Consider the following 25409-nt stretch of genomic DNA (forward strand, 5'->3'; position numbering starts at 1 on the left):
ATCGTTGTAGAATTTCAGCCTTGCGTGCCGGCTTAGCTCAGTTGGTAGAGCAACCGCCTTGTAAGCGGTAGGTCGTCAGTTCGAATCCGACAGCCGGCACCAAACATTCAAGCCTCCAGACGAAAGTCTGGAGGCTTTTTTGTTGGCTCGGAGGTGCATCTTGTCAGGTGGGGCTGAGTCTCGCCTCGTGTCGTTGGGGACACACTGTTACAGCGTCTTGGTCATCTGGCAGGCTGTGGCTTGCGTTGAATGAAGCTCCTAAAAAGTGACTAGTGAAAGAGGGAGCATGTATGTGGCAAGCTAAAAAAGCCTATGTCGGGCTATCGGTATTGTTTGGCTTGGGTGTGCAGGTCGCGCACGCCGCAACGTCGGTCGCGGTACAGCCTGGTTTGTGGGTGGGGGCAAGCGAGACGACCATCAACGGCAAGAGATTGCCCACCCTGCTCGACATCCGCGGCGCCTTGAGTGCGGAGCAGAAAAGTCAAATCACCAAGGCCATGTCCGCCCATGGATTGCCTGCCGGTTGGCAGCCCGGCACGATGTGTGTCACAGCGAGCAGCTATGACTTGAATGCGTTCTTGTCAGCGGCAGGGCGCCAAGGCTGCGCCTTGAGTAGCGTGCAGTCCACCCCCGGTCATGTGCGCTTCAAGGGGCGCTGTGACTTGCCCAACCCTGGCTTGGGGCCAACAGTTGGTGATGTGGAGGGCGAACTCAGTTTGACGGGCAAGACTGATTGGCGCATGGAGACCCGGATGACCGGCACCATTGGCGGCTATGCCATGACATCGGTGAGCAAACAGATGGGCAAATGGATTGCCGCTGACTGCCGGGCTGTACCCAAGGGCTTGGAGGATGGGCTATTGGGTGGTGCGGCCGATGACGAGGGTGATGCAGGCGAGGACACCCACACCGAGCCTTGAAGGCGGGGCAGAACAGGATCGACTGCCACGCAGGTGGCGGCAGGCGTCGATGCCAGCCGCCCAGGAGGGGCAACCTCTAAGAATTACTTGGCCGGTGTAGCCAGCAGCTTATTCAGGTTGCCCAGGTCTTCTGCCTTGAGTGTGCCGCTGGCCTGACGCAGTTTCACGGTGGCCAGAATCACGTCGTAGCGAGCTTTGTAGAGATCTCGCTGGGTGGCGGCGACCTGAGTTTGCGCGTCCAGCACGTCTTTGTTGATGCGCACGCCCACGCGATAGCCCAACTGTGTGGCCTCAAGGGCCAGTTTGGCCGATGCTTCAGCTGCCTCGTATGCCTTGACTTGAGCCAGGCCGGATTGAACGCCAGCGAAGGCCTGGCGGGTGCCGAGGGCCACGCTGCGTTTGGCGTTATCCAGATCACTCTCGGCCTTGTTTTCGAGCACCAAGGTTTCCTTGACCCGATTTTGAACTGCAAAGCCGGCGAACAGTGGCACGTTCAATTCGAGGCCGATGGCCTTGGCTGTGCCTGCGCCCATGGAAATCTGGGACTGGGTGTTGGTTCCGGCGACTTTGTATCCCGACAGGTGGGTGTTGCCGACGGAGGCTGTCAGGTCAAGCGTGGGCAGGTGACCGTCGCGAGCCTTGCTGGTTTCCAGGCGTGCAGCCTCACGGCCTGCGTTGGCTTTGCGAACGATGGCGGCGTTGCTTGATTGGTTCACCCAGTCGTCTACCTGGCCGGGATCAAGTTGGCTGAGGTTGACGGGAGTTTGAAGTGGATCAGGCTGAACGCCGTTGCGCCCGACGAGCTGGTCCAGCGCGATGCGCTTGACGTTGAGATCGTTGGTGGCAGCAATTTCCTGCGCTGTGGCGAGGTCAAAGCGGGCTTGTGCTTCCCGGGTGTCGGTGATGGTGGCGTTGCCCACCTCGAAGCTGCGTTTGGCCGCAGCCAACTGTTCAGCCAGAGCCTTTTTGTTGGCTTGGGCCGTAGTGAGCATGTCTTGCGCAGACAGCACGCCGAAGTAGGCTTGGGTCAGGCGGACGACCAGGTCGTCTTCGGCCATTTGCAGGTCAGCCTCGGCCGCGATCACGGCTTGGTCGGCTTGGCTGATGGTGTCCCAATTCGTTTTGTTCAGCAGCGCTTGGCGCGCCTGAATGCCGATCTTGCGGGTGGTGCCGCTGACCGTGGGGACCTGGCTTACCGATGAGTCGATTTCGCTGCGTGTCAGCGAGGCTTGTGCGCCTACTTGGGGCAGCCAGGTCGATCGCGCTTGATCGGCCTTGTATCCAACGGATTCGGCTTGTGCTTTGGCTGCCAGGTAGCTAGCGTCGTAGGCCTTGGCCGCTTGATACAACTCAACGAGCCCTTCAGCATGAACGGCGGAGGCGCCCTGAAGCAGGGCCGCGCAAGCGGCCGCCGTCAGCAGTGGCCGCAAGGCTGGGCGTTGACTGCGGACGGGGCGGGAGGCACGGGAGGGGAGCCAGTTCAGCATGAAGGGTCCTTTTCCGGTTTCGGAAATCAGAAGGTGAAGCGGTTTTGCGTGGCAAAACCAGGCAGACGAGGCGCGACGGTGTCAAACAATTCTTGTTGTTCGAATTGCTTGTCGCCCGTGCGGGTGATCAGTGTGGCTTGCATGACGGGTTCATTGCCGACAATGGCCAGCAGTCGGCCACCGATCTTGAGTTGGTCCAGCAAAGCTTTCGGCACGCTTTGCACTGATCCAGCCAGCAAGATGGCGTCAAATGGAGCCTGGCCCAGCAGGCCTTGGGTGCCGTCGCCCTGTTGAACGTCGGCGTTCGAAATACCTGCCTTGCGCAGGTTCTGTCGCGAGATCTCGACGAGGTCGGCGCGGGCATCGAGTGCGGTGACACGCTGGGCCTTGTGCGCCAGCAAAGCGGTGATGTAGCCGGTGCCCACCCCAATCTGCAACACCGAGTCGTGTTTGTTGAGGTTCAGATCTTGAACCAGGCGGGCTTCGACGCGAGGAGCCAGCAGACTGCCGCCGTTCTCCAGGGGCAGCTCCAGGTCCATGAAGGCCAGGCTGCGGTGTGCTGCAGGAACGAAGTCTTCGCGGCGCACGGCCGACAGCAGCGCCAGGATCGAGGTGTCCAGAACGTCCCAGGGGCGAATCTGTTGTTCGATCATGTTGAAGCGGGCTTGTTCGATGTTCATGCTGGCGTCCTTGACAGTACAGAGAGGCAAAAACGGGATTTTAGGGAGCTGGAAGGGCTTCGGCTGCCTGCGACTGTTTTTGCGTGTTGTTTGTGCGTGATCTATTGGGGTGGAGCTGACTCAGATCAGGCCGCAGCGCCTGAGGGGCCAAGGTTGGCATCCGGTCGGACTTCAAGGCCTCGGAGAAGCAGTTCGATCTGGGTTCGGATGAACAGGTCGGGCTCCATCGGCACAGGCGTGACGGTACAGGCGGCGGCACACTGTTGATAGAGCACGAGAAACTGGACTGGGGCGACCAGCGCCATGACGACAGAGGAGACGTCCATGGGGCGAAATTCACCCCGGTCGATGCCTCGTTGCACGGCGCGGCCCAGCAGCGCATGGCAGGGGGCGACGACCTCGTCCATATAGAACTGAGCGAGGTCGGGGAAATTGGCCGCTTCGGCCACGATCAGTTTGATGATGCCGGCCGCTTGGGATTGCCCCACGCGAGACCACCAGGTCTTTGCGAGATCCTGCAGCAGTTCTGCGGCGGAACCCTCGTGCTGGTCGACCAGATCGGCACTTTCAACGATGAACTGCCCGAGGTAGGTGCGCACCACGGCTTTGAACAGCTCGTCTTTGCTGGGGTAGTAAAGATAAAGGGTGCCCTTGGAGACCCCGGCCAGGCGTGCGACTTCCTCTGCGCGTGTGGCAGCGAAACCCTTTTCAACGAAAAGGGTGAGGGCTGCTTCCAGCAATTCCTGGGGGCGCGCCACTTTTCGGCGACGACGGACCAGCTGCTGTAGCGGGCATGTAGATGGGGCGTCGAGGGCGTGGGTGCTCACGGCGATGATCGTGATTTAACTGACTCGTGAGTCAGTAATGTACAGCGAGTGCTCCAGAGGGTCAATATACCCCAATGGGTATATCTGTTGCGTGCAGGGATCACCGGGTGGGGGTGTTGTATGAGGGTAAAACTGAAGTGTGGCGTTGTCACAATCTGAACTGCGTCGTGAATAATGAGTCGATCACTTTTCCATTTTTCGTCGATTCAGCATGAACGCTTCTCCATCCTGCCCGCGTGAACCCGACCTGATCACACCGGAGGGCATTGCCACGGTGGATCGCGCCATCACCTCTCGCCGCTCGATTCGCCGCTTTTTGCCAACCCCCGTTCCTCGGTCTGATATTGAAGACATTCTGCGAGTGGCATCGCGTGCGCCTTCGGGTACGAACACGCAACCCTGGAAGGTGCATGTGCTGACGGGGGAGAGTCGGCAAACCCTGGTCGACAAGATCATGGCGATTCACAATGACCCCAGCCAGCAAGCTCAGCATGGGGAAGAGTACGACTACTACCCCAGGGAATGGGTGTCGCCCTACATCGATCGCCGTCGCAAAGTGGGGTGGGATCTGTATGGCCTGCTGAACATTGCCAAAGGGGACAAGGTTCGGATGCACGAGCAGCAGGGGCGCAACTTCACCTACTTTGATGCGCCCGTGGGCATGGTGTTCACGATTGACCGGGTCATGGGGCGCGGCAGTTGGCTTGATTACGGCATGTTCCTGCAAAACATCATGGTGGCCGCACGGGCTCGAGGGCTCGACACCTGCCCACAGGCTGCGTTCAATCATTTCCACGACGTGCTGGAGGCGCACTTGGGCTTGGACAAGACCCGTGAGATGGTGGTGGCCAGCATGGCATTGGGTTATGCCGACCCTGATGCGATTGAAAACACCTTGTTGACGGAACGTGAGCCTGTTTCTGGCTTTGCCACGTTTCGCGATTGAGCCGCTACTGACTGAATCGCGTTTGAGTGCTGGTGCCAGCGGATGCGCCTGTTGAGCTGCTTCCGAGTCTGGCCGATGAATGAGCAGAGTATCTGAGGAGACAAGAATGAGCCTGATGGGCCAGATGATGAACATGCCCTTGATGATTTCTTCGCTGCTGACGCACGCGGCTCGCCACAATGGCGATGTCGAGGTGGTGTCCAAGCGCGTGGAAGGGGACATGCACCGCACGACCTGGGCTGAGGTCGAGTTGCGTTCACGCAAGCTGGCGCAGGCGCTGGCGCGATTGGGGTGTCAGCCGGGTGACCGAGTCGGCACCTTGGCCTGGAACGGATATCGACACCTGGAGGTGTACTACGGGACATCGGGCTCGCAGTTGGTGTGCCACACCGTGAACCCGCGTCTGTTTCCTCAGCAAATTGCCTGGATCATCAACGATGCGCAAGACAAGGTGCTGTTTGTTGACATCAACCTGTTGCCTCTGGTTGAGAAGTTGATTGGCAGTTTGCCTACCGTGAAAGCGGTGGTGCTGATGGCGGGGCGTGAGCACATGCCCGCGTCCAGCCCCATTTCGGGTTTGCTGTGCTACGAAGACCTGATTGCTGCTGAAGATGGACAGTACATCTGGCCCACCTTTGATGAGAACGCTGCGGCATCGATCTGCTACACCTCGGGTACGACAGGCAACCCCAAGGGAGCGGTGTATACCCACCGCTCCACGGTGCTGCACGCGTTTGCGGCAGCGATGCCGGACGCCATGTGCATCAAGGCCACTGACACCATCTTGCCGGTGGTGCCCATGTTCCACGTCAATGCCTGGGGCATTCCGTATGCAGCGGCCCTGGTGGGGTGCAAGTTGGTTTTCCCTGGCCACCACCTGGACGGCGCTTCCTTGTACAACCTGTTTGAAGAAGAGCAGGTGACCATGAGTGCCGGCGTGCCCACTATCTGGTTGGGTTTGTTGAATCACGTCAAGGCCAACAACCTGAAATTCTCCAGTTTCCGGTCTACGGTGATCGGCGGGGCAGCCTGTCCGCCCGCCATGATTCGCACCTTTGAAAGTGACTACGACGTTGAAGTGGTGCACGCCTGGGGTATGACCGAGTTGTCGCCGATCGGCACCTTGAGCCGCTTGAAGACCAAGCACCGTGACCTGCCCATCGAGCAAAAACGCAAGGTGCTGGAAAAGCAGGGCAAGTCCATTTACGGCATCGACATGCGCATCGTTAACGCCGAAGGCGAGGTGCTGCCCTGGGATGGCAAAACGTCAGGCGACCTGGAGGTGCGAGGTCACTGGGTCATCAACAGCTATTTCAATGTCGACAAGTCACCGCTTCATGATGGCTGGTTTCCCACAGGAGACGTTGCCACCATTGACCCGGATGGCTACATGCAGATCACCGATCGCAGCAAGGACGTGATCAAGTCCGGCGGGGAGTGGATCAGCTCGATCGACCTGGAGAATGTGGCGATGGCTCATCCCGCCGTGCACGAAGCGGCGGCGATCGCCGCCTTCCACCCGAAATGGGACGAGCGCCCTTTGCTGGTGGTGGTCAAGAAGCCGGGTGCCGAGGTCACTCGCGAGGAGCTGATTGCCTTCTATGACGGCAAGATTCCCAAGTGGCAAACGCCGGACGACGTGGTGTTCGTGACCGAAATTCCCCACACGGCGACCGGCAAGATCTACAAATTGGGTCTGCGCGAACAGTTCAAAGACCATACATTGCCCACTGTCTGACGGGCCTTGGGGCCAGCGCCGGGGGTTGGGGACACGCCCCCGGATTGTCATGTGCTGGACTCGGGAATGGCGTACGCATCGTTACGTCTGCTTAATAATTCTTACAATACGTCTTTTCAGAAATGACGCGAAACGTCAATCGCGTCGTATCGTGACATCTGGGTCGCCCGGTGTCTGACATCTTGTGAGAGTTGTATGAGCACTACCTACAGCGTGAACGACGGCGTGGCCGTCATTGCCCTGGCCAATCCCCCTGTCAACGGTTTGGGGCAAAGCACCCGCGCCGGCATTGTCGACAGCCTGAAGCAGGCTTTGGCAGACGACAGCGTCCAGTCCATCGTGTTGATGGGCTCAGGCAAGGTGTTTTGCGGCGGTGCCGACATTCGCGAGTTCAACACCCCAGCGGCATTCGCCACACCGGGTTTGCATGCCGTGATCAAGGCCATTGAAGCCAGCACCAAGCCGGTGGTGGCAGCCATCCACGGTGTCGTCATGGGTGGGGGGCTGGAATTGGCGCTGGGCTGCCATTACCGCGTGGTGGCGCCCGGTGTGCAAGTGTCTTTCCCTGAGGTGAACATTGGCCTGATTCCTGGTGGCGGTGGTACGCAGCGCATGCCTCGCGTCATTCCTGTGGAGATGACCCTGCAGATGGTCACCAGTGGGGCCTCGGTGCCCAGCGACAAGTTGTGCAAGGTGCCTGGCCAGAAGCTGTTTGACCGCTTGATTGACGGCGACTTGCTGGCTGGCGCGGTGGCCTTCGCCAAGGAAGTGGCGGGCGTGCGCCCGATGCCATTGATCCGCGATCTGCCTGTGCAGCCCGTGGCCGATGCCGGGCTGTTCAACCAATTCCGTGCCGACATGGCCAAGGCCCGCAAGGGGCTGGTCTCGCCCCAGCGTTGCATTGACGCGGTGGAAGTGGCCACCCAGATGGACATTGACGCGGGCATTGACCGCGAGCTGGAGATCTTCAAGGACATCATGGTCGGCTCGCAGGCCAAGGCCATGCAGCACGCCTTCTTTGGCGAGCGCGCAGCCGCCAAGATTCCAGATGTGCCCGACAACACCCCGGTGCGTGACATCAAGCAGGTGGCCGTGATCGGCGCCGGCACCATGGGGGGCGGCATCACCATGTGCTTCTTGAATGCCGGCATTCCGGTGACCTTGCTGGAAATGAAGCAAGAAGCCATTGACCGTGGCGTGGGCGTGATTCGCAAGAACTACGAAGCCCAGGTCGCCAAGGGCAAGCTGGCCCAAGACAAGTACGAAGCCCGCATGGCCTTGCTCAAGACGACCTTGAGCTACGACGACATCGCCCAAGCCGACATGGTCATCGAAGCGGTGTTTGAAGACTTTGGCGTGAAGTCGCAGGTCTTCACCAAGCTGGACCAGGTCATGAAGGCGGGTGCCATTCTGGCGTCGAACACCTCGACCTTGGATGTGGACAAGATTGCCGAAGTCACGAAGCGTCCCGGCGATGTCGTGGGCCTGCACTTCTTCAGCCCCGCCAATGTCATGCGCCTGCTGGAAGTGGTGCGCAGCAAGCACACCGCCAAGGATGTGATGGCGACCGTCATGCAGGTGGCCAAGAAGATCAAGAAGGTGGCCGTGGTGTCGGGCGTGTGCGATGGCTTCATTGGCAACCGCATGTTCGAGCAGTACACCCGCCAGGCTTTCTTCCTGGTGCAAGAGGGCGCGACCGTGCAGCAAGTGGACAAGGCCGCCGAGGCTTTTGGCTTTGCCATGGGGCCCTTCCGTGTGGGCGATCTGGCCGGCAACGACATTGGCTTTGCCATTCGCCAGCGCCGTGCGGTGGAGCAGCCCAACGTGATCTACAGCAAGGTGGGTGATGCCATTTGCGAACTGGGCCGTTATGGTCAGAAAGTGGGCAAGGGCTGGTACGACTACGAAGCCGGCAAGCGCGAGCCCGTGCCCTCTGCCGAAGTGCAGGCCGCCATCGACAAGGTGCGCGCTGACAAGGGCATCACCGCACGCGCCATCAGCGACGAAGAGATCGTGGGGCGCCTGGTGCTGGCCATGGTCAACGAAGGGGCCTTGATTCTGGAAGAAGGCATCGCCAACAAGGCATCAGACATCGACATGGTGTACCTGACCGGCTATGGCTTCCCGCTGGTCTGGGGCGGCCCGATGCTGTACGCCGATCTGATCGGTTTGCCCAAGGTGGTGGAGCAGATGAAGCAGTTTGCAGCCAACCCGAACGATGATCAGGCCTTCTGGCAACCCGCGCCGCTGTTGCTGAAATTGGCCGCAGAGGGCAAGACCTTTACCGGTGTGAAGCAGTAACAGCAGGGGGCTCGCCCCCTCGGAATACGACTCTTTCGAAGTCCGCATGGCAAAAGTCATGCGGACTTTTTTGTTTTTTTGGCACCATGGATTGAATTTGACATGAATTCATGTCAAATTAGCGGGCGTGTCACCAACCTGACTCAGCGAGTGCCCATGTCCTTCATTGAAACCCGCCGCAACGGCCATGTGCTGGAAATCAAGGTGAATCGTGCCGACAAGCACAACGCCTTGTCTCCCGAGATGTACCGAGACCTGGCTCGCGCCTATGCCGAGTTGAGTCGCGACCCCGAGTTGCGCGTGGGGCTGCTGTATGCCGATGGCAAGCACTTCACCTCGGGCATCGAGTTGGACAAGTGGGCCCCCATCTTCTCGGGTGGCAACGGGTTCAGTGTGGGCGAGGGTGAGGTCGATCCCTTCGGTTTGAAGGGCCCTCGCCATAGCAAGCCCGTGGTCATGGCCATGCAGGGCAACTGCTTTACCTGGGGGGTGGAGATCTTGCTCAACACCGAGGTGCGTGTGGCCGCAGACGACACTCGATTTGCGATGCTGGAAGTCAAGCGGGGCATCTTCCCCTGTGGCGGCGCGACCTTGCGCTTGCCGCAACAAATGGGGTGGGCCAATGCGCAGCGCTATTTGCTCACGGGCGATCCGTGGTCGGCTCAGGAAGCCCATCGCCTGGGCCTGGTGCAGGAAGTGGTGCCCGCTGGACAGCAACTGGACAAGGCGCGCGAGATCGCAGAGAAGATCGCCAAGGCGGCCCCCTTGGGGGTGCAAAACGTATTGAAGTCCACCCGCTTGGCGTGGACCGAGGGAGAGCAGGCCGCCGTTGAATGCTTGTTCACCGACATGCTGACCGTGATGAAGAGTGAAGACGCGATGGAAGGCGTGATGTCCTTCGTGCAGCGTCGAGAGGCCGTGTTCAAAGGCCGCTGATCGGCTTGCCGCGTTGTTCAACCCATTCAATCGATTCAAACCATGAGCTTGCGTCCGACCCTTGATTTCATGCTCTATGACTGGCTGAACGTGGAGCAGTTGTGCCAGCGTCCGCGCCATGCTGAGCACAATCGCGAGACTTTTGATGCGGTGCTGGACCTGAGTCAGAAGCTGGCTGATGAGCAGTTCGCCCCCTACAACCGCCTGGTAGACGTGCAAGAGCCTGAATTCGACGGCGAGCGTGTGCATTTGCCGGCTGAAACCGAGCAGGCACTCAATGCCTTTCGGGATACGGGCTTGATGGCGGCGGCGATGGATCACGAGGTGGGTGGCATGCAGTTGCCCACGGTGGTGGACATGGCTTCGCGTGCTTTCTTCTGCAAAGCCAGCATTGGCATGTCGGGTTACTTGATGCTGACCCGCGGCAATGCCAACACCATCCTTGCGCATGGCACCCCCAAACAGATCGAGGTGTTTGCCAAGCCGGGCTTTGAGGGGCGCACTTTTGGCACCATGTGTTTGAGCGAGCCCCAGGCGGGCTCCAGCTTGTCAGACATTGCGACCAAGGCCGTGCCCGATGACTCAGTCGATGCAGGCTTGGCGCCATGGCAAGACGACCCACTGGGGCCACGCTACCGCCTGACTGGCAACAAGATGTGGATCTCTGGCGGCGAACACGAAATGGGCGAGAACATCGTTCACTTGGTGCTGGCCAAGATTCCCGATGAAACGGGCAAGACCATCCCGGGTGTGAAGGGCATCTCGCTGTTCATCGTGCCACGCAAGCTGGTGGAGGCCGATGGCCGCATCACCGATCAACGCAACGATGTGTCGCTGGCAGGCCTGAACCACAAATGCGGTTTCCGTGGCACCGTCAATACCTTGCTGAATTTTGGTGAGGGGCGTTTCAAGGTGCGCGGCAAAGCCGGTGCTGTTGGCTACCTGATTGGCCAGCCAGGGCGCGGTTTGCAAGCCATGTTCACCTTGATGAACGAGGCGCGCATCGGGGTGGGCCTGGGGGCCACCATGCTGGGCTACGCGGGCTATGAAGCCTCGCTGGACTATGCCAAGCAGCGCCCACAAGGTCGCCCCATGACGGCCGCCGGCAAAGACGCGGCCAGCCCGCAAATTCCAATCATTGCGCACACCGATGTGAAGCGCATGCTGCTGGCGCAAAAGGCCATCACGGAAGGCGGCCTAGCCCTGGGGCTGATTTGCGCGAGCCTGGTCGATGAAGAGCAAACCGGCACGCCCGAAGACAAGGCGCAAGCCACTTTGCTGCTGGAGTTGCTCACCCCCATTGCCAAGAGCTGGCCCAGCGAATGGGCACTGGAAGCCAACAGTCTGGCCATTCAGGTCTTGGGCGGCTACGGCTACACCCGCGACTTCCCGGTGGAGCAGCACTGGCGCGACAACCGCCTCAACATGATCCACGAAGGCACGCATGGCATTCAGGGCCTGGACCTGCTGGGCCGCAAGGTAATCATGAACAAGGGTCAGGCTCTGGCCGTACTGGGTGCGCGCATCACGCAGACCATTCAAAAGGCCAGCGGGGTCGAGGGCTTGGCGCTGCATGCCAAGGCATTGGGCCAGGCGCTGAACGCCATCGCACATGCCACGCAGTCTGCCTGGTCAACCGCCAAGCCTGAGGAGGCTTTGGCCAATGCGACACCGTATCTGCAAGCCTTTGGTCACACCGTGCTCGCCTGGATCTGGTTGGAGCTGGCTTTGGCCGCGCAAGCGGTGAAGGCTAGTGGAAACCGCCCAAATGACGAGCACTTGCTTCAGGGCAAACTGGCAGCTTGTGACTACTTCTATCGTTTTGAACTGCCGCGGATTGACGCTTGGCTCAAGGTGGTCTCGCAACGAGACATGACCTGTGCCCAGATGCAAGCCGAGTGGTTCTGAACCCAAGCCAACATGATTCGACACATTGTGATGTGGACGCTCAAGCGTCCGGAAGACGCCGCCAAGGTCAAGGCCTTGCTCGATACCTGCAAGACCCTGGTGCCTGGCATTCATGAGTTTCAGGTCGGCATCAAGACCGATGGCCTGGAAGCCAATTGCGATGCCGTGCTCGTGTCCACCTTCGAGGATGCAGATACCTTGGCGTCTTACCAGATCCATCCCCACCATCAAGGTGTGGTGGCACAGATTCGAGAAATGGCTGCGACGCGGCACGTGGTCGACTACCACTGCTGACGAACAGCCAGTTCGATTCATTCCGATATTCGTCTAAACAGGAGAAACACATGTCTTACCTGAAACTGGAAGCCGGTCAGACGGCCGTGATCACTGGGGCTGCCAGCGGCTTTGGTCTCGAGTTGGCGCGTCTGGCCGCCAGCAAGGGCCTGAACCTGGTCATCACCGATGTGCAGCGTGAAGCACTCGACAAGGTCACTGCCGAGCTGACTGCAACCGGTGTTCAGGTGGCCGCCCTGCGTGGCGACGTGTCTCGTTCTGAAGACGTGCACGCCTTGGCCGAGATGTGCCAGGAGCGCTTTGGCGCGCCCAACATCGTCATCAACAACGCGGGCGTGGCTCATGGCGGTTTGATCTGGGAACACTCGCAGCGCGATTGGGAATGGGTTCTGGGCGTGAACCTGTGGGGTGTGATCCATGGCATGCGCCACTTCATGCCCCTCATGCTGGATGCGGCCTCGAAAGATGCCAACTGGCGCGGGCACATGGTCAACGTGGCCTCGATGGCTGGCTTGGTCAACACGCCGAACATGGGCGCCTACAACGTCAGCAAGCACGCCGTGGTCAGCCTGAGTGAAACGTTGTATCAAGATCTGGCCTTGGTGTCAGAGCAGATTCATTGCTCGGTGCTGTGCCCGTACTTCGTGCCCACCAGCATTCACAACTCGCACATGAACCGCCCGGCCGAGCTGCGCAGCGACAGCAAGCCCACGGTCAGCCAGATGGTGGCTCACGCGACCAGCACCAAGGCGGTCACGTCAGGCAAGGTGACGGCAGCTGATGTGGCGGCTATGGTCTATGACGCGATCGAGAAGGGGCAGTTCTACATCTACAGTCACCCCGAGGCGCTGGCCATCGTCAAGACCCGCATGGATGACATCGTCTCGGGTCGTAACCCCAGCGATCCGTTTGCGGCCAAGCCCGAGTTGGGACAGCAGTTGCGCGAGGCTCTGAAGGCCGGCCTGAAAACTGCGCAGCAAAAATAAGCGCGGTTTTCAGCGGGCGTCCTGCTCCCGGTGACGGGTCAGCACGACGCCTCTGGCGCCGAAGCGTTGTGCCAGCTGCTCGACGCAATACACCGAGCGGTGCTGACCGCCGGTGCAGCCAATGGCCACCGTCACATAGCTGCGCTGGTCCTCTTCCATGGAGGGCAGCCAGCGCAGCAAGAAAGCCTCGATCTGGGCGATCATCTCGGCCGATTCGGGCTGCTGGGCCAGGTAGTCCATCACGGGCTGATCTCGCCCCGTCAAGGGCTTGAGTTCCTTGATGTAGTAGGGGTTGGGCAGCACGCGCACGTCGAACACGAAGTCGGCGTCAATGGGGACGCCATGCTTGAACGCGAACGACTCGAACACCAAGGTCAGGCGTGACGGCACGGCCTGAACCACGTTGTGAATCCAGGTGCGCAATTGGGCCGGGCGCAAGAGGGAGGTGTCGATCACGGTCGAGACCTCGCGCAGTGGGCTCAGCAGTTCGCGCTCCAGGTTGATCGTGTCGACCAGAATTTTTTCACCCGAAGAGCCTTCGAGCTGCTCCCCACCTTGTAGCAGGGGATGAGGGCGTCGGGTTTCCGAGAACCGGCGAACCAGGGCATCGGTGCTGGCGTCCAGAAACACCGAGCGCACCTTGATGCCTTCCTGGCGCAGCTGGGTGAGCACTGGCAGCAGGTCCGGTAGCGACTGCGCGCTGCGTACATCGACCGACACGGCCAGACGACGCTGCTGTTCGGGGGCGCGTTTCTGTTCCAGATCGACCAGACCTCGCAGCAGTTGCGGCGGCAGGTTGTCGACGCAGAAATAGCCCGTGTCTTCCAGCGCATTGAGCGCCACAGATTTGCCCGAGCCGGAAATACCAGTCAGCAAGACGATGTCGAGTACGCTCATGCGGCCACCTTTTTGTTGCGGGGCCGGGTGGCAGTCGAGGTGTTGTTGCCCTCTGGTGCCGTGTCTGCAGTGTCTGCCGAATGGGCGGTGTGCAGCATGGCTTGGGCATGCGCCCGGCTGGTGTCGGTGATGGCGCCGCCCAGCATGCGCGCAATTTCCTGAACGCGGGCTTCGTCTGATACTGGGCGAATATCGCTGCTGGTCTGGCCATCAACCGAGGCCTTGGACACGACCAGATGCTGGTGGGCGCAGGCGGCGACTTGGGCCAGGTGGGTCACGGCCAGCACTTGGCGATCACGGCCAAGTTGTTGCATCAATTGGCCCACGGTGTCGGCCACCGCGCCGCCCACCCCTGAATCGATTTCGTCGAAGATCAGGGTGCCGACGGCGGTGGCCTGGTCGGCGCGCTGCGTCGTGGTCACGGCAATGGCCAGGGCCAGCCGCGACAGTTCGCCACCGGATGCCACTTTGCCCAATGGGCGAGGGGTGCTGCCCGCATGGCCTGCCACCAGGAACTCGATCGACTCCAGCCCGAAGGCTTGGGGCTCGTCTTGCTTGACCAAGGCGACTTCGAAGCGACCGCCGGCCATGCCCAATTTCTGCATGGCTTCCGTGACCGACTGACTCAGCACCGGTGCGATGGCGGCGCGCTGTTTGGAGGCAACTTTGGCCGTAGCCAGCCACGCCTGGTGGGCGGCTTCGGCTTGTTGCTCCAAGGCGGCCAGATCGGCTGCGGCATCGACCTCGGCCAGTTCGGCTTTCCAGCCTTGTAGCAACTCGGGCAGCTCGGCTGGTGTGCGGCGATACCGGCGCGCCAGACTCATCCACAGCGACATGCGGCCATCAACCTCAGCCAGCCGGTCAGGGTCCAGATCGGTGTGGCGCAAGGTGGCACTCAGGCTGTGGGCTGCATCTTGCAATTGCGCCTGCGCGCTGCGTAGCACCTCCAGGGCATTGGCCAGTTCGGGCGCATAGCGCGCCACGTCGTCGAGTGCGTCAATGGCGCGCGAGGTCAATGAATCGGCGCTGTCATCGGCTTCGGAAATCTGGTTCAACGCCAACTGGGTGGCATCGAGAATGGCCTGGCCGTGACTGAGGCGCTGGTGTTCTGTGTTGAGTTCTTCCCACTCGTCGGCCTGCGGGTTGAGCTTGTCGAGCTCGGCAATTTGCCACTGCAGGCGCTCGCGTTCACGGTCCAGATCGGCCTGGCGGGTCCGAGCGTCTTCCAGCTTCTGGCGTGCCTGGCGGCGTGTGGCCCAGGCGGCTAGCAGGGCAGCGGTGTCAACCCCAGCTTGCTCATCAACCAGCGCGCGAATGGCATCGGCGCGCGTCAGGCTTTGCCAGGCATGCTGGCCGTGGATGTCGACCAGGTACTCGCCCAGCTCTCGCAGTTGTGACACGGTCGCGGTGCGGCCGTTGATCCAGGCGCGGCTCTTGCCCTGGTTGTCGACCACGCGGCGCAACAGCAGCGGCTCGCCGGACGCGGCCTCGAAGCCCGCTTCTTCCAGCCAGGCACTCAGTTTGGCCATCAGGGCGTTGTTGGGTTCGAACTCGGCGGTGATGTCGGCCCGCGCAGCGCCTTCGCGCACCACGCCAGCGTCGCCCCGGCTGCCCAAAGCCAGTTGCAGGGCATCAATCAAAATCGATTTGCCTGCACCGGTTTCGCCGGTCAAGGCAGTGAAGCCGCTGCTCAGATCAATGTCCAGCGACGTCACGATCACAAAGTCGCGCAGGTTCAGGCGACGCAACATGTCAACTCACTCCTTCGTTCCAGCGCATCTTGCGCCGCAGCGTGGCGTAGTAGTTCCAACCTTGGGGGTGCAGGAAGCGAATCCGGTGGGCCGAGCGGCGAACCGTGACGCGGTCGCCATGCAACAAGCTCGCCAAACTTTGCATGTCGAAGTTCATGCTCGCGTCTTTGCCTGCGACGATCTCAATGTCGATGGTGCCGGTGTCTGGCACCACAATAGGCCGGTTCGACAGCGTGTGCGAAGCGATGGGCACCATGACCCAACCATTGAGGCCCGGGTGCAAGATGGGGCCGCCTGCGGAGAGCGAATAAGCTGTCGATCCGGTTGGCGAGGCCACGATCAAACCGTCAGCCCGATAGTTGGCCACGAACAGCCCGTCCACCTCGGCACGCAGTTCCACCATGCTGGCCGTGGCGCCACGGCTGACCACCACTTCGTTGATGGCGTAGTCTTCGTAAATGGTTTCCAGACCGCCATCGCGACGGGGGCGTAGCACAGCCCCCTCCAGCACCGAGCGGGTTTCCTCTTCGTAGTGACCGGCCAGCATCACGGGCAGCACGGTGGCCACGTCGCGTTGCTGGATGTCGGTGATGAAGCCCAGACGCCCTTGGTTGATGCCGATGAGGGGCACGTTATAGCGGCACAGTTCGCGTGCCACGGCCAGCATCGTGCCGTCGCCGCCCACCACCACGGCCACATCGCATTCGCGGCCAATTTCATTGACCGTGAGCGAAGGATAGTCGCCCATGCCGGTGTTCAGGGCCGTTTCCACTTCCAGAGAAACCTCAACGCCGGTGCGAGAGAGAATGTGCGCCACATCTTCCAGAATCGGGCGAATGCCACGGGCCTGGTATTTGCCGATCAGGGCGGCATGACGGAAGCGACAGTTGGGTGGACTGGACATGCGGGCGATTACACCACAGCGGGTTGTGAATCCGTACCACGCATCCGGTGGGCGGCCCCCCGGTTTGCCCTCAGTCGGCCTAAAATGAAACGGCCATGATGGATGATCGAGCCAAGATTCTGCTGAAGGCGCTCGTTGAGCGTTACATTGCCGACGGCCAGCCCGTGGGGTCGCGCACCTTGTCGCGTGCCTCGGGCCTGGAGCTCTCTGCTGCCACCATCCGAAATGTGATGGCTGATCTGGAAGAGCTGGGTCTGATCGTCAGCCCCCACACCTCTGCAGGGCGCGTGCCGACGGCGCGCGGCTACCGCATGTTCGTGGACACCATGCTCACCGCGCGGCAGTTGTCCCTCAACGATCTCGATGCCCAGACGCGCGAGCAGTTGCTGCCTGACCAACCTCAGCGCGTGATTGCCAACGCGGCTCAGATGCTGTCGAGCCTCTCGCAATTTGTTGGCGTGGTCACGGCCCCGCGCAAGCCATCGGTGTTTCGCCACATTGAATTCCTGCGTCTGGGAGAAAAGCGGGTGCTGGTGATTCTGGTGGCGCCTGATGGTGATGTGCAGAACCGCGTCATCTTCACCCCGCAGGACTTCAGCCAGGCTCAATTGGTTGAGGCCAGCAACATCCTCAACACCCATTATTCGGGCCTGTCGATCGAGGCCATGCGTGAGCGGCTCAAGTCGGAAGTCGATCAACTGCGTAGCGACATGGCTGCCCTGATGCAGCAGGCGGTGCAGGCTGGCAGTGAAGCCCTGGCTGAGAGCACCGATCAGGTTGTGGTGTCGGGCGAGCGCAATTTGCTGACGGTGGAAGACTTCTCCAACGACTTGGGCTCATTGCGCCGCATGTTCGATCTGTTCGAACAGAAAACCCAGCTCATGCGCCTGCTCGATGGTTCCAGCCGAGCCGAAGGGGTGCAGATCTACATTGGTGGCGAAAGCCAGGTGGTGCCGTTTGAAGAGCTCTCGGTGGTGTCGGCCCCGTATGAAATCAACGGCCAGGTGGTCGGTACGCTGGGCGTGATCGGGCCCACCCGCATGGCCTACGACCGCATGATCGAGATTGTGGACATCACGTCCCGCCTGGTCAGCAATGCGCTGAGCCAGAAGTGAACGTGCGGCCCCACTGATTCAGCGCTTCGCCCCTCCTGGCGCCTGCCTGGACTGAGACTGATTGTGGCTACCCACATGCGACTCACGGTCGCTTCGGCTTTCTGGGGTGCGGTGACCTTGATTCAGTTGGGTGTTGGCTTGCTCGCCCATCCTGTTGTGGTCGTTTTCAACCTTGCGGGCATGCGGGGTTTGCTTGTCGGCCGGGTTCCTGCTGTTGGGCATGGTCTGCTCCTTGTGTTCAGTGAACGGCGCTAACGGTCAGCCGTTGCGTTGAAAGTACTGCGTTTTGCAGTGCGAGCCCATCCCTAAAGTGTGCTCGGTCTACGCACTACAATTCGCACCGTGTCTTCAAGGGCGCAACGGGCCTCTAGCTCATGCTTGGTTAGAGCAGCGGACTCATAATCCGTTGGTGCCGGGTTCGACTCCCGGGGGGCCTACCAACAAGCGGAAAAGCCAACCTTTCGGGGTTGGCTTTTTTGTTTGGGCTCAACGCAAAGTCCTTGCGCATCAGGATTGCTCATGACCTGACGAGGGGGTATAAAACAACTGCAGTTGTGTTTCCCATAATTCACCGAGGCGACGATCATGACACGCAAGACCCCAATCGGAACCCCCGAGGCTGTTTCAGCACCAGCATCCCCAGTCTGGCTGGAAGCGCCAGCCCAGATTGCTGATTTCTGGTTGCAGATGATGAAGCCGCTGCCTGGCGTGGAGAAACAGCTTGAGGGCGGCAAGGACATGCTCAGCGTGCCGGTGACAGCGGGTGTCGATGAGGCCATGCGCATGGCGGAGTTGTTCAACTCGTTGGTCAACACCCAGATGAAGGCGTGGACGCAGTGGCAAAGCGGCATGGCTCAGTGGATGTTGATGGCCAGTCCGGATCAGCCCGCGGTGAACCCTGATTCGGCTGGGCCTTTGCTTTGCCCGCCAGAAGACCTGACTCCGGCGAATTTGCTCAAAACCGCCAATGGCGTCATGAACGCCATGGCAGGGGCCTGGATGACGGCTGTCCGCCACGACGTGGAGGACATGGCGGAGCAGGCTGCCAAGCCGCCGCAGGAATGAACTCGGCAGGCGAGCCTGTCGGTTATTTCTGGGGGGTGTGAGGGTTTGCTTAAAATTTGAGCAGAATTTGCCCTTGAAACCCGCTCTTTTCTTGCCTTGGCGCAGAGGGCTGGCGCCCTATCGTTGGCCTCGTTCTATTTCACAGAGCGAGTGCCCAGATGACCCCGTGCGCCAGCCGTTTTGCAGTACAGATTGCCACCACTGACGATGACTTGCGAGACGCCTGCCGGGTGCGCATGGCAGGCTACGGGCACCACCTGGGAGAGGTCGGGGCAAGTTTTGGGCAGGTCGACCACCTCGATGTGGCCGACGATGTGGCCGTCCTGATTTGCCGCGACACGGACACTGGCGAGCCTGTGGGGACGGTTCGCATCCAGACGCATGAGCGACACCCTCTGCAGGTCGAACGTTGCGTCATCTTGCCGCATCAGATCACGTCGGCCGCTCGTGCCGAAGCGACCCGGTTGGCGGTGCTGCCCGGGGCAGACGCCAGCGTCAAGCTCCATTTGATGAAAGCGGTCTACGACTACTGCGAGGCCCATGCCATTGAGTGGCTGGTTATTTGCGCGCGCAGCCAGTCGCTGGCGCGAACCTATCGCATGCTGGGTTTTCAAGACTATCTGGCCCCAGGTCAGATGGTGCCGCTGACCTATGCAGGCAACATTCCCCATCTGGTATTCACCATGAACTTGCCTCAGACCCGTCAGGTCTGGGAGCAGGCCGGGCACCGCTTGCAGCAATTCATGCTTGCGCCGTCGCGCCTTGTGTCGGCTCCGGCTCAGGAGCAAAGTGCCGGGCTTCCTGCGGTGGCGGTGCAGGTGGCGTGATCTGGCGCGAGGTCCAACGGTTGACCACGCGGCTGAGATCTTCGAGCGTGCACGGTTTGGACAGGAAGTCATCCATGCCGGCCTCCAGGCAGTCTTGCTTTTCTGCGTCGCCTGCGGTGGCCGTCAGGGCCACGATGGGAACCGGGATCAGGCCAAGTTGCTTTTCCTGCTGACGAATCTCTCGGGTGGCCTCATAGCCATCCATGATTGGCATGTGGCAATCCATCAGGATCAGGTCGGGGCGGTTGATCTCTCTCAGTGCGTGTTGAACCGCCTCTTTGCCATCTTTCACGTGTTCCGTACTGACGCCGATTAACTCCAGAAAGTTCGTGGCCACGAGGGCGTTGACTTCGTTGTCTTCGGCGAGCAGGACCAGGCATGGGCTCAGCGCCCCAGGGGGCTGTGCAGATTGATCCAAGGGGTGCCCCGTCGCCGCAGCGGCATGCCATGCAGGCGTGGCGCTGTGCTCCACAGGGGCTGCCACAGCGGGTTGATAGGCTGTGTAGACCATCGTGGTGCCGTAGCCGGGTTCGCTGGTGGCGGTGATGTCGCCGCCCATCGCGCGAGCGATGTCTCGAGCGATGGTCAGGCCCAGCCCCACGCCTTCATGCGAGCGGTTCGCCGAACCCGATTCCGATTGCTGGAAGGCATCGAAGATGCGATCGAGGTCAGCTGGGGCAATGCCGGGGCCCGTGTCGGTGACTTCAGCGCACACGTCCCCCTCGTCAGGATCGTGTGTGATCGTCAGGGTCACACTGCCATGGTGTGTGAACTTGATGGCATTGCCCAGCAGGTTATGAAGCACCTGCCGAAAGCGTGCTGCGTCGCCCATCACCCAGCAACTTCTGGGTAAACCATTGCGAATCTCAAAGCGCAGCCCCTTTTCCTCGGCCCGCACCGTGTACAGCCCCGCCAGCTGGCGAATCTGTTCTTGCAGGTCATAGGGTTCGTTGCGCAGCACGAACTGCCCGGCCTCGACTCGGGAAATGTCAAGCAGGTCGTTGATCAGGCTGAGCAGATGGGTGCCTGAAGATTGAATCAACTCGACACGCTGCCGCAGACGCGGATCGTGCACATCAAGGTGCAGGATGCGAGCCATGCCCAAAATGCCGTGCAAGGGGGTGCGCAGTTCGTGGCTCATGTTGGCGAGGAACTGTGTTTTCACGGCGCTTTGCCGAACGGCTGTTTTCAGGGCGTCGTCTTTTTCCTGTGCGAGTGCCTGGGCCTGCATGCGCAAACGGATCGATTCGGTCAGGCGCTGTTCGCTGCGCGAGGCGGTGATGAGTTGCAGCCCTAGCAGCATCAGAAGTCCCAGGCTGCCCAACTGGCCCAGCATTTCGCCACGTATGAGCATGCCCAGGGCGGTAGGAATCAGCATGGGCAGCACATACCCGGCCGTGTAGCGCACACTGAACTGCAAGCCAAACGTGGCCACGCATGAAATGCAAGCGAGTGCTGCGATGACGAAAGAGGCGTGTGTCCACGGGGCCGTGACGGATACGTACAGCCCGGCGGTCCCCCAGATCAGGCCATCCACGACCAGACCGGTGAGGGTGGCTCCGCGAGAGGGTGGGTGGTTGAGTCCTGCGCGCCCTTGAAGCCAGCGAAAAGTGGAGACGACCACTTTGACCACCAGCCAGGCGTCTACCGCCGTTTCGGAGCCCAGGTCTTCCCGCAGCCCCAATCCGAGCACGACAGCAAACGCTGTGGCGACCAGCACGCCAATACGGGCATGGGCCCAGATCATGCGAAGCTGCTCTTCTTGTACTGCTCGTCTGGATGGGTGGTTCGATTGCATCGCGCGATGAGGCGATTAGGGGTTGGACGGCTACAACCTACTGCAGTGTGACACTTTGCGTCAAAAAGACCGGCAGGTCTAGCTTGAGGCCCTAACTTGACCGGCAAACCCAGATCACGGCTGACCCTGGATGCGGTGGCGCAACATGGCGGCGCGAATTCGATCGATGGTTTCGTCCATTGGTGCGGAAGACGATACCTCCAGCCCCAGTTGTCGAGCGATGTCGTTGATGATGGCCGGGTTCAGGGGGAGTCCGCCTGCATCGACTGCGTCCAGAAGCGATTGCGCGCGTTGATAGATGTCTTGCGGCTTTTGACGGGCGGCTTGTCGGCGCTGCAGCAGGCTCTTGAACTGGGAAATCATGCTGCGCATCGTATCAGGCGGGGGCAGGGTGCAATTGACAGCCAGCTTGTGTCATCCGATTCACCGCATCGCACGTTAGAGGAACGTGTCCTGAAATGTTTTGCCCAGTCATGAACCGTCATACCGAGCAACAGTTGCTGAATTTCTGTGTCGCCCAGCATGGGCGTTTCAATGCCGAGGCCTGGGGCCAGCTTGAAGGGGTCGCTCCCGAGCAAAAGGCCTGCGCCATGCTGTTGCTGGCCAATGCCCGCTGGTATGGGCGCCTGAGTGAATTGCGTGATCTTGTAGGGAAATCCTTGCCGTCTGGTGAGGTTGAGTTGACTAAGATGTCTAACCGCGCAGGCTTCAATCCCGCTCGCTTTGCTCAGCGTCTGCAAGGACTGTTGTGGCAAAGCACCGAAAGCAAGCGCTGAAGTTATCCACGCAAGCTGTGGGTAACTTTGTTGGCAAACCGGGGAGAACTGTGTTTTCTCCTATGAGATGGCTTGGTTTGCCGCTTTTTTAAGCATGACTGATTGGGCCGGTTCTGGTCCCGAATCGGGAAAATTACGGCCTTCGCCGCCCCGAACTCTGGGTAAGCTGTCGGTTTGGCAAAAGCCCACATAAGTTCAGGGAAAATTTTGAGCAGGTCGCAATCGATTTCGGAAGTGCGCCGAGCATTGGCTTTGAGCCTGATGCTGGCAGGCTCATTCCGGGTCGGTGCAGCGGAAGATCGAAGCCGCAACATCGCGGTGCTCTACCCTGATATCGGCGAACCCTACCGAAGCGTCTTTGCCGCCATCATCGGTGGCATTGAAGATCAGGCCAATGGCCGGGTGGCGAGTTTTGCGGTGGGCGCCAACGCCAATGCAGTCGACATGGCCAGCGAGCTTCGCCGACGTGATGTCAAGGTCGTGATTGCCTTGGGGCGCAATGGCCTCAAGCTGGCTTCCACCATGGAGCGGCAATGGTCGGTGGTGGCTGGGGGCGTGATCGCTGTGCCTGATGTTCAGGCGCGCGAATGGCCAGTGCAAAGCCTGGCCCCTGATCCTGCCGCGCTGTTTTCCCGTTTGAAGTCGATGCTGCCTGCCGTACGTCGGATCATGGTGGTCTATGACCCACGCCAGAACGACTGGCTGGTGCGTCTGGCCCGCGAAGCGGCCAGGGCACAGGGGTTGGAGTTGCTGGCCCTGGAGGCGTCTGACCTCAAAACAGCCGTACACCACTACAAAGACGTCTTCGTCGGTGCAGATACACGGCGTGATGTGCTGTGGTTGCCCCAGGATTCGACCACGGTTGACGAGTCGGTGGTGCTGCCGATGGTTCTGGAAGAGAGCTGGGGGCGCGGTCTTGCGGTGTTTTCCAGCAACTTGGGTCATGTCCGTCGCGGGGTTCTGTTTGCGCTGTATCCGGACAACGTCGAAATGGGGCGAGGTTTGGCGCGTCAGGCATTGTCGACAGGCGGTACACAACCTGGCCTGAGCCCACTGAAAGAAGTACTACTGGCGGTGAACACCCGTACGGCCAGCCACCTTGGTATCAATGTCGACACGCGTCGCTTGCGTGTCGAAATGGTCTTCCCGGAGCCTTGAGAAGATGGTGAAAACTCAGAACATGCTCCAACAACAAGGCATACGGCGCCCCTTGCGCAGCATGACCTTCAGGCGGCAGCTCAGTCTGGCCGTGGCCTTCGGTGTCCTGATCATGGCGATTCTGTCGTCTTTGGTCAGCGCGTGGCAGGGCAGCCAGCAAATTGTGGAAACCCTCACCCAGCAAGGCCTGAAGGTGGCGTCGAGCATGGCGCGGCAGAGTGCGTTGGCGCTCCTGGCTGGATCGTCAGATAACGCCGATCGTGCGGTGGAAGCCACGCTGGCGTTTCCTGATGTGTTGCGTGTGGATCTGGTCAATGCCGACGGATCGCTGCTCATGGGGCGCGGTACGGGTGGTTTCGCCAAGCCAGGCCGGCTGCAAGGCAAGGTCTTGCCCCGAGAGGCTTATCTCGATCAGGAGTCCGACGACGCCTGGCATTTCATTGCCCCGGTCTGGACACGCACCGACGCCTCGCCCTTCGAGGTGGAAGCCCCCAAGGAAACTTTCGTGGGCCACGTTCGGGTGGTCTACAGCAAGGCCACGTTGCAGCGCATGACTGCGCACGTGTTCTTTGCCAACCTCATCATTTCCTTCACCTGTGCCGCTGTCTTTCTGGTGGTGATTCGCTGGCTGTCTGTCCGATTGACCCAGCCATTGAAAGATCTTTCGGGGGTGATGGCGCAGGCCGAGCACGGAGACGTCACCGTCAGAGCCGAAGTACACGGTTCGCAGGACATTGCCGCCATGGCGCAGGCATTCAATCGCATGATCGCCTCGCTTGAAGAGCGCGGGCAGGAGTTGCGCCGGCATCAGGAACAGCTGGAAGACCTGGTGCGGGAGCGCACGTTGGAGTTGCAGCAGGCCAAGGAGCGAGCCGAAGAGGCCAATCAGGCCAAGAGCAGCTTCCTGGCGCGCATGAGCCACGAGCTGCGTACGCCGCTCAACGCCATCATGGGCTATGCCCAACTGCTGCGCATTGGTGATCCGCTCAACGAGCGCCAGAAGGTCGGCTTGAGCACCATCTACAGCAGTGGTGAGCATCTGCTCTTGCTCATCAATGACATTCTGGATCTGGCCAGCATTGAAGCAGGCAAGTTCCAACTCTATGAGGCCTCTGTGCCAACGCGTGATTTCTTCAAGGGCCTGGGCGATATCATTCGAATCAAGGCGGAAGAAAAGCAGTTGGGTTTCGGGTTGCAGGTTGCGGCTGATGTGCCCGAGGTGGTGCAGCTTGATGAAAAACGGTTGCGGCAGGTTCTGCTCAACTTGTTGAGCAATGCGATCAAGTTCACGGCTCAGGGGCAAGTCAGGCTGACGGTCAGCGGCATGGGGTTCTCTCCCGCGCGCGGGCATCGCTTGCGTTTCGAGGTGCAGGACAGTGGGGTGGGCTTGGCTCAGGCCGACATCGAGCGCATCTTTGAACCGTTCGAGCAAGCCGGCGATGGACGCAGTCGAGCTGCGGGAACCGGTCTGGGGCTGGCCATCAGCCGTCAGTTGGTGCGCATGATGGGCGGCGAAATCCGGGTGGAAAGCCAGCCGGGGCAGGGCAGTTTGTTCTGGTTCGATCTCTGGGTGAAGTCGTCGCAGGAAGCTCCGCCCGATCTGGTCGCCAGCGATGTGAGTTTCGACCGGGTCACCGGTTATGAGGGGGCTCGCAAGCAGATTCTGGTGGTGGACGATGTGGCGGCCAATCGGCGCATGCTGGCCGACCTGCTGTCGCCTTTGGGGTTCGACATTCGGCAGGCAATTGACGGGGTGGATGCCTTGGTTCAGATTGCTGACACCGCGCCCGACTTGGTGGTCATGGACATTGTCATGCCTGAGATGGATGGGATTGCCGCGATCGAACGCTTGCGCCGCAAGCCGGGGCAGCCCCATCTGCCTGTCATAGCCTTGTCGGCCAATGCCTCGATGGCTGATCAGGATCGCGCTTTGACGGCGGGAGCCGATGCATTCTTGCCCAAGCCGCTTGAGCGCGACCTGCTGCTGGCGCGCATCGGTCAGTGTTTGTCGTTGGCGTGGAAGCGTTCAGTGGGCTGAGGCACGAGAGCAGGGCACGAGAGCAGGGCGCGGGAGCAACGGGGCCCCTACGCCTAG

23 protein-coding genes and 2 tRNA genes are annotated in these 25409 nt (G+C 60.6%); 16 read left to right on the forward strand and 9 right to left on the reverse strand.

Features of this window, described 5'->3' with window-relative positions; all coding sequences use genetic code 11:
• Window positions 1-26: 26 nt before the first annotated feature.
• A tRNA-Thr gene (locus VFW72_RS02230) sits at window positions 27-102 on the forward strand.
• Between the two features lie 188 nt (window positions 103-290).
• On the forward strand, window positions 291-920 hold the full coding sequence (locus VFW72_RS02235; RefSeq protein WP_329672627.1) for a DUF3617 domain-containing protein: 630 nt from the start codon (window positions 291-293) through the stop codon (window positions 918-920).
• A gap of 83 nt (window positions 921-1003) precedes the next feature.
• On the opposite strand, the gene VFW72_RS02240 is transcribed toward VFW72_RS02235, so the two are convergent.
• The 3 genes from VFW72_RS02240 to VFW72_RS02250 all read right to left on the reverse strand — a co-directional run bounded on the left by VFW72_RS02240 (window position 1004) and on the right by VFW72_RS02250 (window position 3914).
• Entirely contained in the window at window positions 1004-2407 is a 1404-nt protein-coding gene (locus VFW72_RS02240; protein WP_329672628.1) for a TolC family outer membrane protein, read from the reverse strand.
• Window positions 2408-2433: 26 nt separating this feature from the next.
• Complete coding sequence (locus VFW72_RS02245; protein ID WP_329672629.1) at window positions 2434-3087, reverse strand: protein-L-isoaspartate O-methyltransferase; 654 nt, start codon at window positions 3085-3087, stop codon at window positions 2434-2436.
• Window positions 3088-3212: 125 nt separating this feature from the next.
• Window positions 3213-3914 carry a TetR/AcrR family transcriptional regulator gene (locus VFW72_RS02250; RefSeq protein WP_329672630.1) on the reverse strand — a complete coding sequence of 234 codons (702 nt, stop codon included), beginning with the start codon at window positions 3912-3914 and terminating at the stop codon, window positions 3213-3215.
• 211 nt (window positions 3915-4125) lie between these two features.
• Here VFW72_RS02250 and VFW72_RS02255 point away from each other — a divergent pair, with 211 nt between their 5' ends.
• The 7 genes from VFW72_RS02255 (at window position 4126) to VFW72_RS02285 (ending at window position 13023) form a co-directional block, all read left to right on the forward strand.
• Window positions 4126-4860, forward strand: a complete 735-nt coding sequence (locus VFW72_RS02255; protein WP_329672631.1) for a nitroreductase — start codon at window positions 4126-4128, stop codon at window positions 4858-4860.
• 106 nt (window positions 4861-4966) lie between these two features.
• Window positions 4967-6598: a 3-(methylthio)propionyl-CoA ligase gene (locus VFW72_RS02260; protein WP_329672632.1), complete on the forward strand. Its 1632-nt coding sequence runs from the start codon at window positions 4967-4969 to the stop codon at window positions 6596-6598.
• 195 nt (window positions 6599-6793) lie between these two features.
• Window positions 6794-8899, forward strand: a complete 2106-nt coding sequence (locus VFW72_RS02265; RefSeq protein WP_329672633.1) for a 3-hydroxyacyl-CoA dehydrogenase NAD-binding domain-containing protein — start codon at window positions 6794-6796, stop codon at window positions 8897-8899.
• Window positions 8900-9055: 156 nt separating this feature from the next.
• A complete protein-coding gene (locus VFW72_RS02270; RefSeq protein WP_329672634.1) occupies window positions 9056-9835 on the forward strand; it encodes a crotonase/enoyl-CoA hydratase family protein in 780 nt (259 codons plus the stop codon).
• 42 nt (window positions 9836-9877) lie between these two features.
• Entirely contained in the window at window positions 9878-11743 is a 1866-nt protein-coding gene (locus VFW72_RS02275) for an acyl-CoA dehydrogenase (protein ID WP_329672635.1), read from the forward strand.
• 12 nt (window positions 11744-11755) lie between these two features.
• Complete coding sequence (locus tag VFW72_RS02280) at window positions 11756-12037, forward strand: Dabb family protein (protein WP_329672636.1); 282 nt, start codon at window positions 11756-11758, stop codon at window positions 12035-12037.
• 50 nt (window positions 12038-12087) lie between these two features.
• Window positions 12088-13023 carry an SDR family oxidoreductase gene (locus VFW72_RS02285; RefSeq protein WP_329672637.1) on the forward strand — a complete coding sequence of 312 codons (936 nt, stop codon included), beginning with the start codon at window positions 12088-12090 and terminating at the stop codon, window positions 13021-13023.
• A gap of 9 nt (window positions 13024-13032) precedes the next feature.
• Here VFW72_RS02285 and rapZ read toward each other — a convergent pair whose 3' ends face one another.
• Genes rapZ through VFW72_RS02300 form a run of 3 tightly spaced genes read right to left on the reverse strand, consistent with a single transcriptional unit; the run spans window position 13033 to window position 16575 of the window.
• Window positions 13033-13920 (reverse strand): RNase adapter RapZ, encoded by an 888-nt coding sequence (gene rapZ / locus VFW72_RS02290; RefSeq protein WP_329672638.1) that lies wholly within the window; start codon window positions 13918-13920, stop codon window positions 13033-13035.
• The gene (gene recN / locus VFW72_RS02295) at window positions 13917-15671 is read right to left on the reverse strand and encodes a DNA repair protein RecN (protein WP_329672639.1); all 1755 of its coding nucleotides are present in this window, start codon (window positions 15669-15671) and stop codon (window positions 13917-13919) included. Before recN ends, rapZ begins: the two co-directional genes overlap by 4 nt.
• 1 nt (window position 15672) lies before the next feature.
• A complete protein-coding gene (locus VFW72_RS02300; protein ID WP_329672640.1) occupies window positions 15673-16575 on the reverse strand; it encodes an NAD kinase in 903 nt (300 codons plus the stop codon).
• Window positions 16576-16670: 95 nt separating this feature from the next.
• Between VFW72_RS02300 and hrcA the strand changes: the two genes are divergently transcribed.
• Entirely contained in the window at window positions 16671-17690 is a 1020-nt protein-coding gene (hrcA, locus tag VFW72_RS02305) for a heat-inducible transcriptional repressor HrcA (RefSeq protein WP_329672641.1), read from the forward strand.
• Between the two features lie 18 nt (window positions 17691-17708).
• On the opposite strand, the gene VFW72_RS02310 is transcribed toward hrcA, so the two are convergent.
• On the reverse strand, window positions 17709-17912 hold the full coding sequence (locus VFW72_RS02310; RefSeq protein ID WP_329672642.1) for a hypothetical protein: 204 nt from the start codon (window positions 17910-17912) through the stop codon (window positions 17709-17711).
• A gap of 139 nt (window positions 17913-18051) precedes the next feature.
• On the opposite strand from VFW72_RS02310, the gene VFW72_RS02315 reads away from it, so the two are divergent.
• The 3 genes from VFW72_RS02315 (at window position 18052) to VFW72_RS02325 (ending at window position 19582) form a co-directional block, all read left to right on the forward strand.
• Window positions 18052-18130 (forward strand) — tRNA-Ile (locus VFW72_RS02315).
• Window positions 18131-18275: 145 nt separating this feature from the next.
• The gene (locus tag VFW72_RS02320; RefSeq protein WP_329672643.1) at window positions 18276-18755 is read left to right on the forward strand and encodes a hypothetical protein; all 480 of its coding nucleotides are present in this window, start codon (window positions 18276-18278) and stop codon (window positions 18753-18755) included.
• 158 nt (window positions 18756-18913) lie between these two features.
• On the forward strand, window positions 18914-19582 hold the full coding sequence (locus VFW72_RS02325; RefSeq protein WP_329672644.1) for a hypothetical protein: 669 nt from the start codon (window positions 18914-18916) through the stop codon (window positions 19580-19582).
• Here the strand turns inward: VFW72_RS02325 and VFW72_RS02330 are convergent.
• Together VFW72_RS02330 and VFW72_RS02335 are read right to left on the reverse strand one after the other, a co-directional pair.
• The gene (locus VFW72_RS02330; RefSeq protein WP_329672645.1) at window positions 19497-21380 is read right to left on the reverse strand and encodes an ATP-binding protein; all 1884 of its coding nucleotides are present in this window, start codon (window positions 21378-21380) and stop codon (window positions 19497-19499) included. The two genes, VFW72_RS02325 and VFW72_RS02330, sit on opposite strands and share 86 nt — an antisense overlap.
• Window positions 21381-21494: 114 nt before the next feature.
• Entirely contained in the window at window positions 21495-21743 is a 249-nt protein-coding gene (locus tag VFW72_RS02335) for a hypothetical protein (RefSeq protein WP_329672646.1), read from the reverse strand.
• A 110-nt stretch (window positions 21744-21853) separates the two neighbouring features.
• Here VFW72_RS02335 and VFW72_RS02340 point away from each other — a divergent pair, with 110 nt between their 5' ends.
• From VFW72_RS02340 to VFW72_RS02350, 3 genes are all read left to right on the forward strand, one after another.
• The gene (locus tag VFW72_RS02340; RefSeq protein ID WP_329672647.1) at window positions 21854-22156 is read left to right on the forward strand and encodes a hypothetical protein; all 303 of its coding nucleotides are present in this window, start codon (window positions 21854-21856) and stop codon (window positions 22154-22156) included.
• A 234-nt stretch (window positions 22157-22390) separates the two neighbouring features.
• Entirely contained in the window at window positions 22391-23314 is a 924-nt protein-coding gene (locus tag VFW72_RS02345) for an ABC transporter substrate-binding protein (RefSeq protein ID WP_329672648.1), read from the forward strand.
• A 22-nt stretch (window positions 23315-23336) separates the two neighbouring features.
• Complete coding sequence (locus VFW72_RS02350; RefSeq protein WP_329672649.1) at window positions 23337-25352, forward strand: ATP-binding protein; 2016 nt, start codon at window positions 23337-23339, stop codon at window positions 25350-25352.
• Window positions 25353-25409: the final 57 nt, after the last annotated feature.

Origin of the sequence: Aquabacterium sp., assembly GCF_036273115.1 — a bacterium.
GTDB lineage: Bacteria > Pseudomonadota > Gammaproteobacteria > Burkholderiales > Burkholderiaceae_C > Aquabacterium.

Excerpts from the sequence above, each read along its gene's own strand:
- VFW72_RS02235 (WP_329672627.1), top strand. The coding sequence starts at position 291 with ATGTGGCAAGCTAAAAAAGCCTATGTCGGGCTATCGGTATTGTTTGGC.
- VFW72_RS02240 (WP_329672628.1), bottom strand. The coding sequence starts at position 2,407 with ATGCTGAACTGGCTCCCCTCCCGTGCCTCCCGCCCCGTCCGCAGTCAA.
- VFW72_RS02245 (WP_329672629.1), bottom strand. The coding sequence starts at position 3,087 with ATGAACATCGAACAAGCCCGCTTCAACATGATCGAACAACAGATTCGC.
- VFW72_RS02255 (WP_329672631.1), top strand. The coding sequence starts at position 4,126 with ATGAACGCTTCTCCATCCTGCCCGCGTGAACCCGACCTGATCACACCG.
- VFW72_RS02260 (WP_329672632.1), top strand. The coding sequence starts at position 4,967 with ATGAGCCTGATGGGCCAGATGATGAACATGCCCTTGATGATTTCTTCG.
- VFW72_RS02265 (WP_329672633.1), top strand. The coding sequence starts at position 6,794 with ATGAGCACTACCTACAGCGTGAACGACGGCGTGGCCGTCATTGCCCTG.
- VFW72_RS02270 (WP_329672634.1), top strand. The coding sequence starts at position 9,056 with ATGTCCTTCATTGAAACCCGCCGCAACGGCCATGTGCTGGAAATCAAG.
- VFW72_RS02275 (WP_329672635.1), top strand. The coding sequence starts at position 9,878 with ATGAGCTTGCGTCCGACCCTTGATTTCATGCTCTATGACTGGCTGAAC.
- VFW72_RS02280 (WP_329672636.1), top strand. The coding sequence starts at position 11,756 with ATGATTCGACACATTGTGATGTGGACGCTCAAGCGTCCGGAAGACGCC.
- VFW72_RS02285 (WP_329672637.1), top strand. The coding sequence starts at position 12,088 with ATGTCTTACCTGAAACTGGAAGCCGGTCAGACGGCCGTGATCACTGGG.
- rapZ (WP_329672638.1), bottom strand. The coding sequence starts at position 13,920 with ATGAGCGTACTCGACATCGTCTTGCTGACTGGTATTTCCGGCTCGGGC.
- recN (WP_329672639.1), bottom strand. The coding sequence starts at position 15,671 with ATGTTGCGTCGCCTGAACCTGCGCGACTTTGTGATCGTGACGTCGCTG.
- VFW72_RS02300 (WP_329672640.1), bottom strand. The coding sequence starts at position 16,575 with ATGTCCAGTCCACCCAACTGTCGCTTCCGTCATGCCGCCCTGATCGGC.
- hrcA (WP_329672641.1), top strand. The coding sequence starts at position 16,671 with ATGATGGATGATCGAGCCAAGATTCTGCTGAAGGCGCTCGTTGAGCGT.
- VFW72_RS02310 (WP_329672642.1), bottom strand. The coding sequence starts at position 17,912 with ATGCCCAACAGCAGGAACCCGGCCGACAAGCAAACCCCGCATGCCCGC.
- VFW72_RS02320 (WP_329672643.1), top strand. The coding sequence starts at position 18,276 with ATGACACGCAAGACCCCAATCGGAACCCCCGAGGCTGTTTCAGCACCA.
- VFW72_RS02325 (WP_329672644.1), top strand. The coding sequence starts at position 18,914 with ATGACCCCGTGCGCCAGCCGTTTTGCAGTACAGATTGCCACCACTGAC.
- VFW72_RS02330 (WP_329672645.1), bottom strand. The coding sequence starts at position 21,380 with ATGCAATCGAACCACCCATCCAGACGAGCAGTACAAGAAGAGCAGCTT.
- VFW72_RS02335 (WP_329672646.1), bottom strand. The coding sequence starts at position 21,743 with ATGATTTCCCAGTTCAAGAGCCTGCTGCAGCGCCGACAAGCCGCCCGT.
- VFW72_RS02340 (WP_329672647.1), top strand. The coding sequence starts at position 21,854 with ATGAACCGTCATACCGAGCAACAGTTGCTGAATTTCTGTGTCGCCCAG.
- VFW72_RS02350 (WP_329672649.1), top strand. The coding sequence starts at position 23,337 with ATGCTCCAACAACAAGGCATACGGCGCCCCTTGCGCAGCATGACCTTC.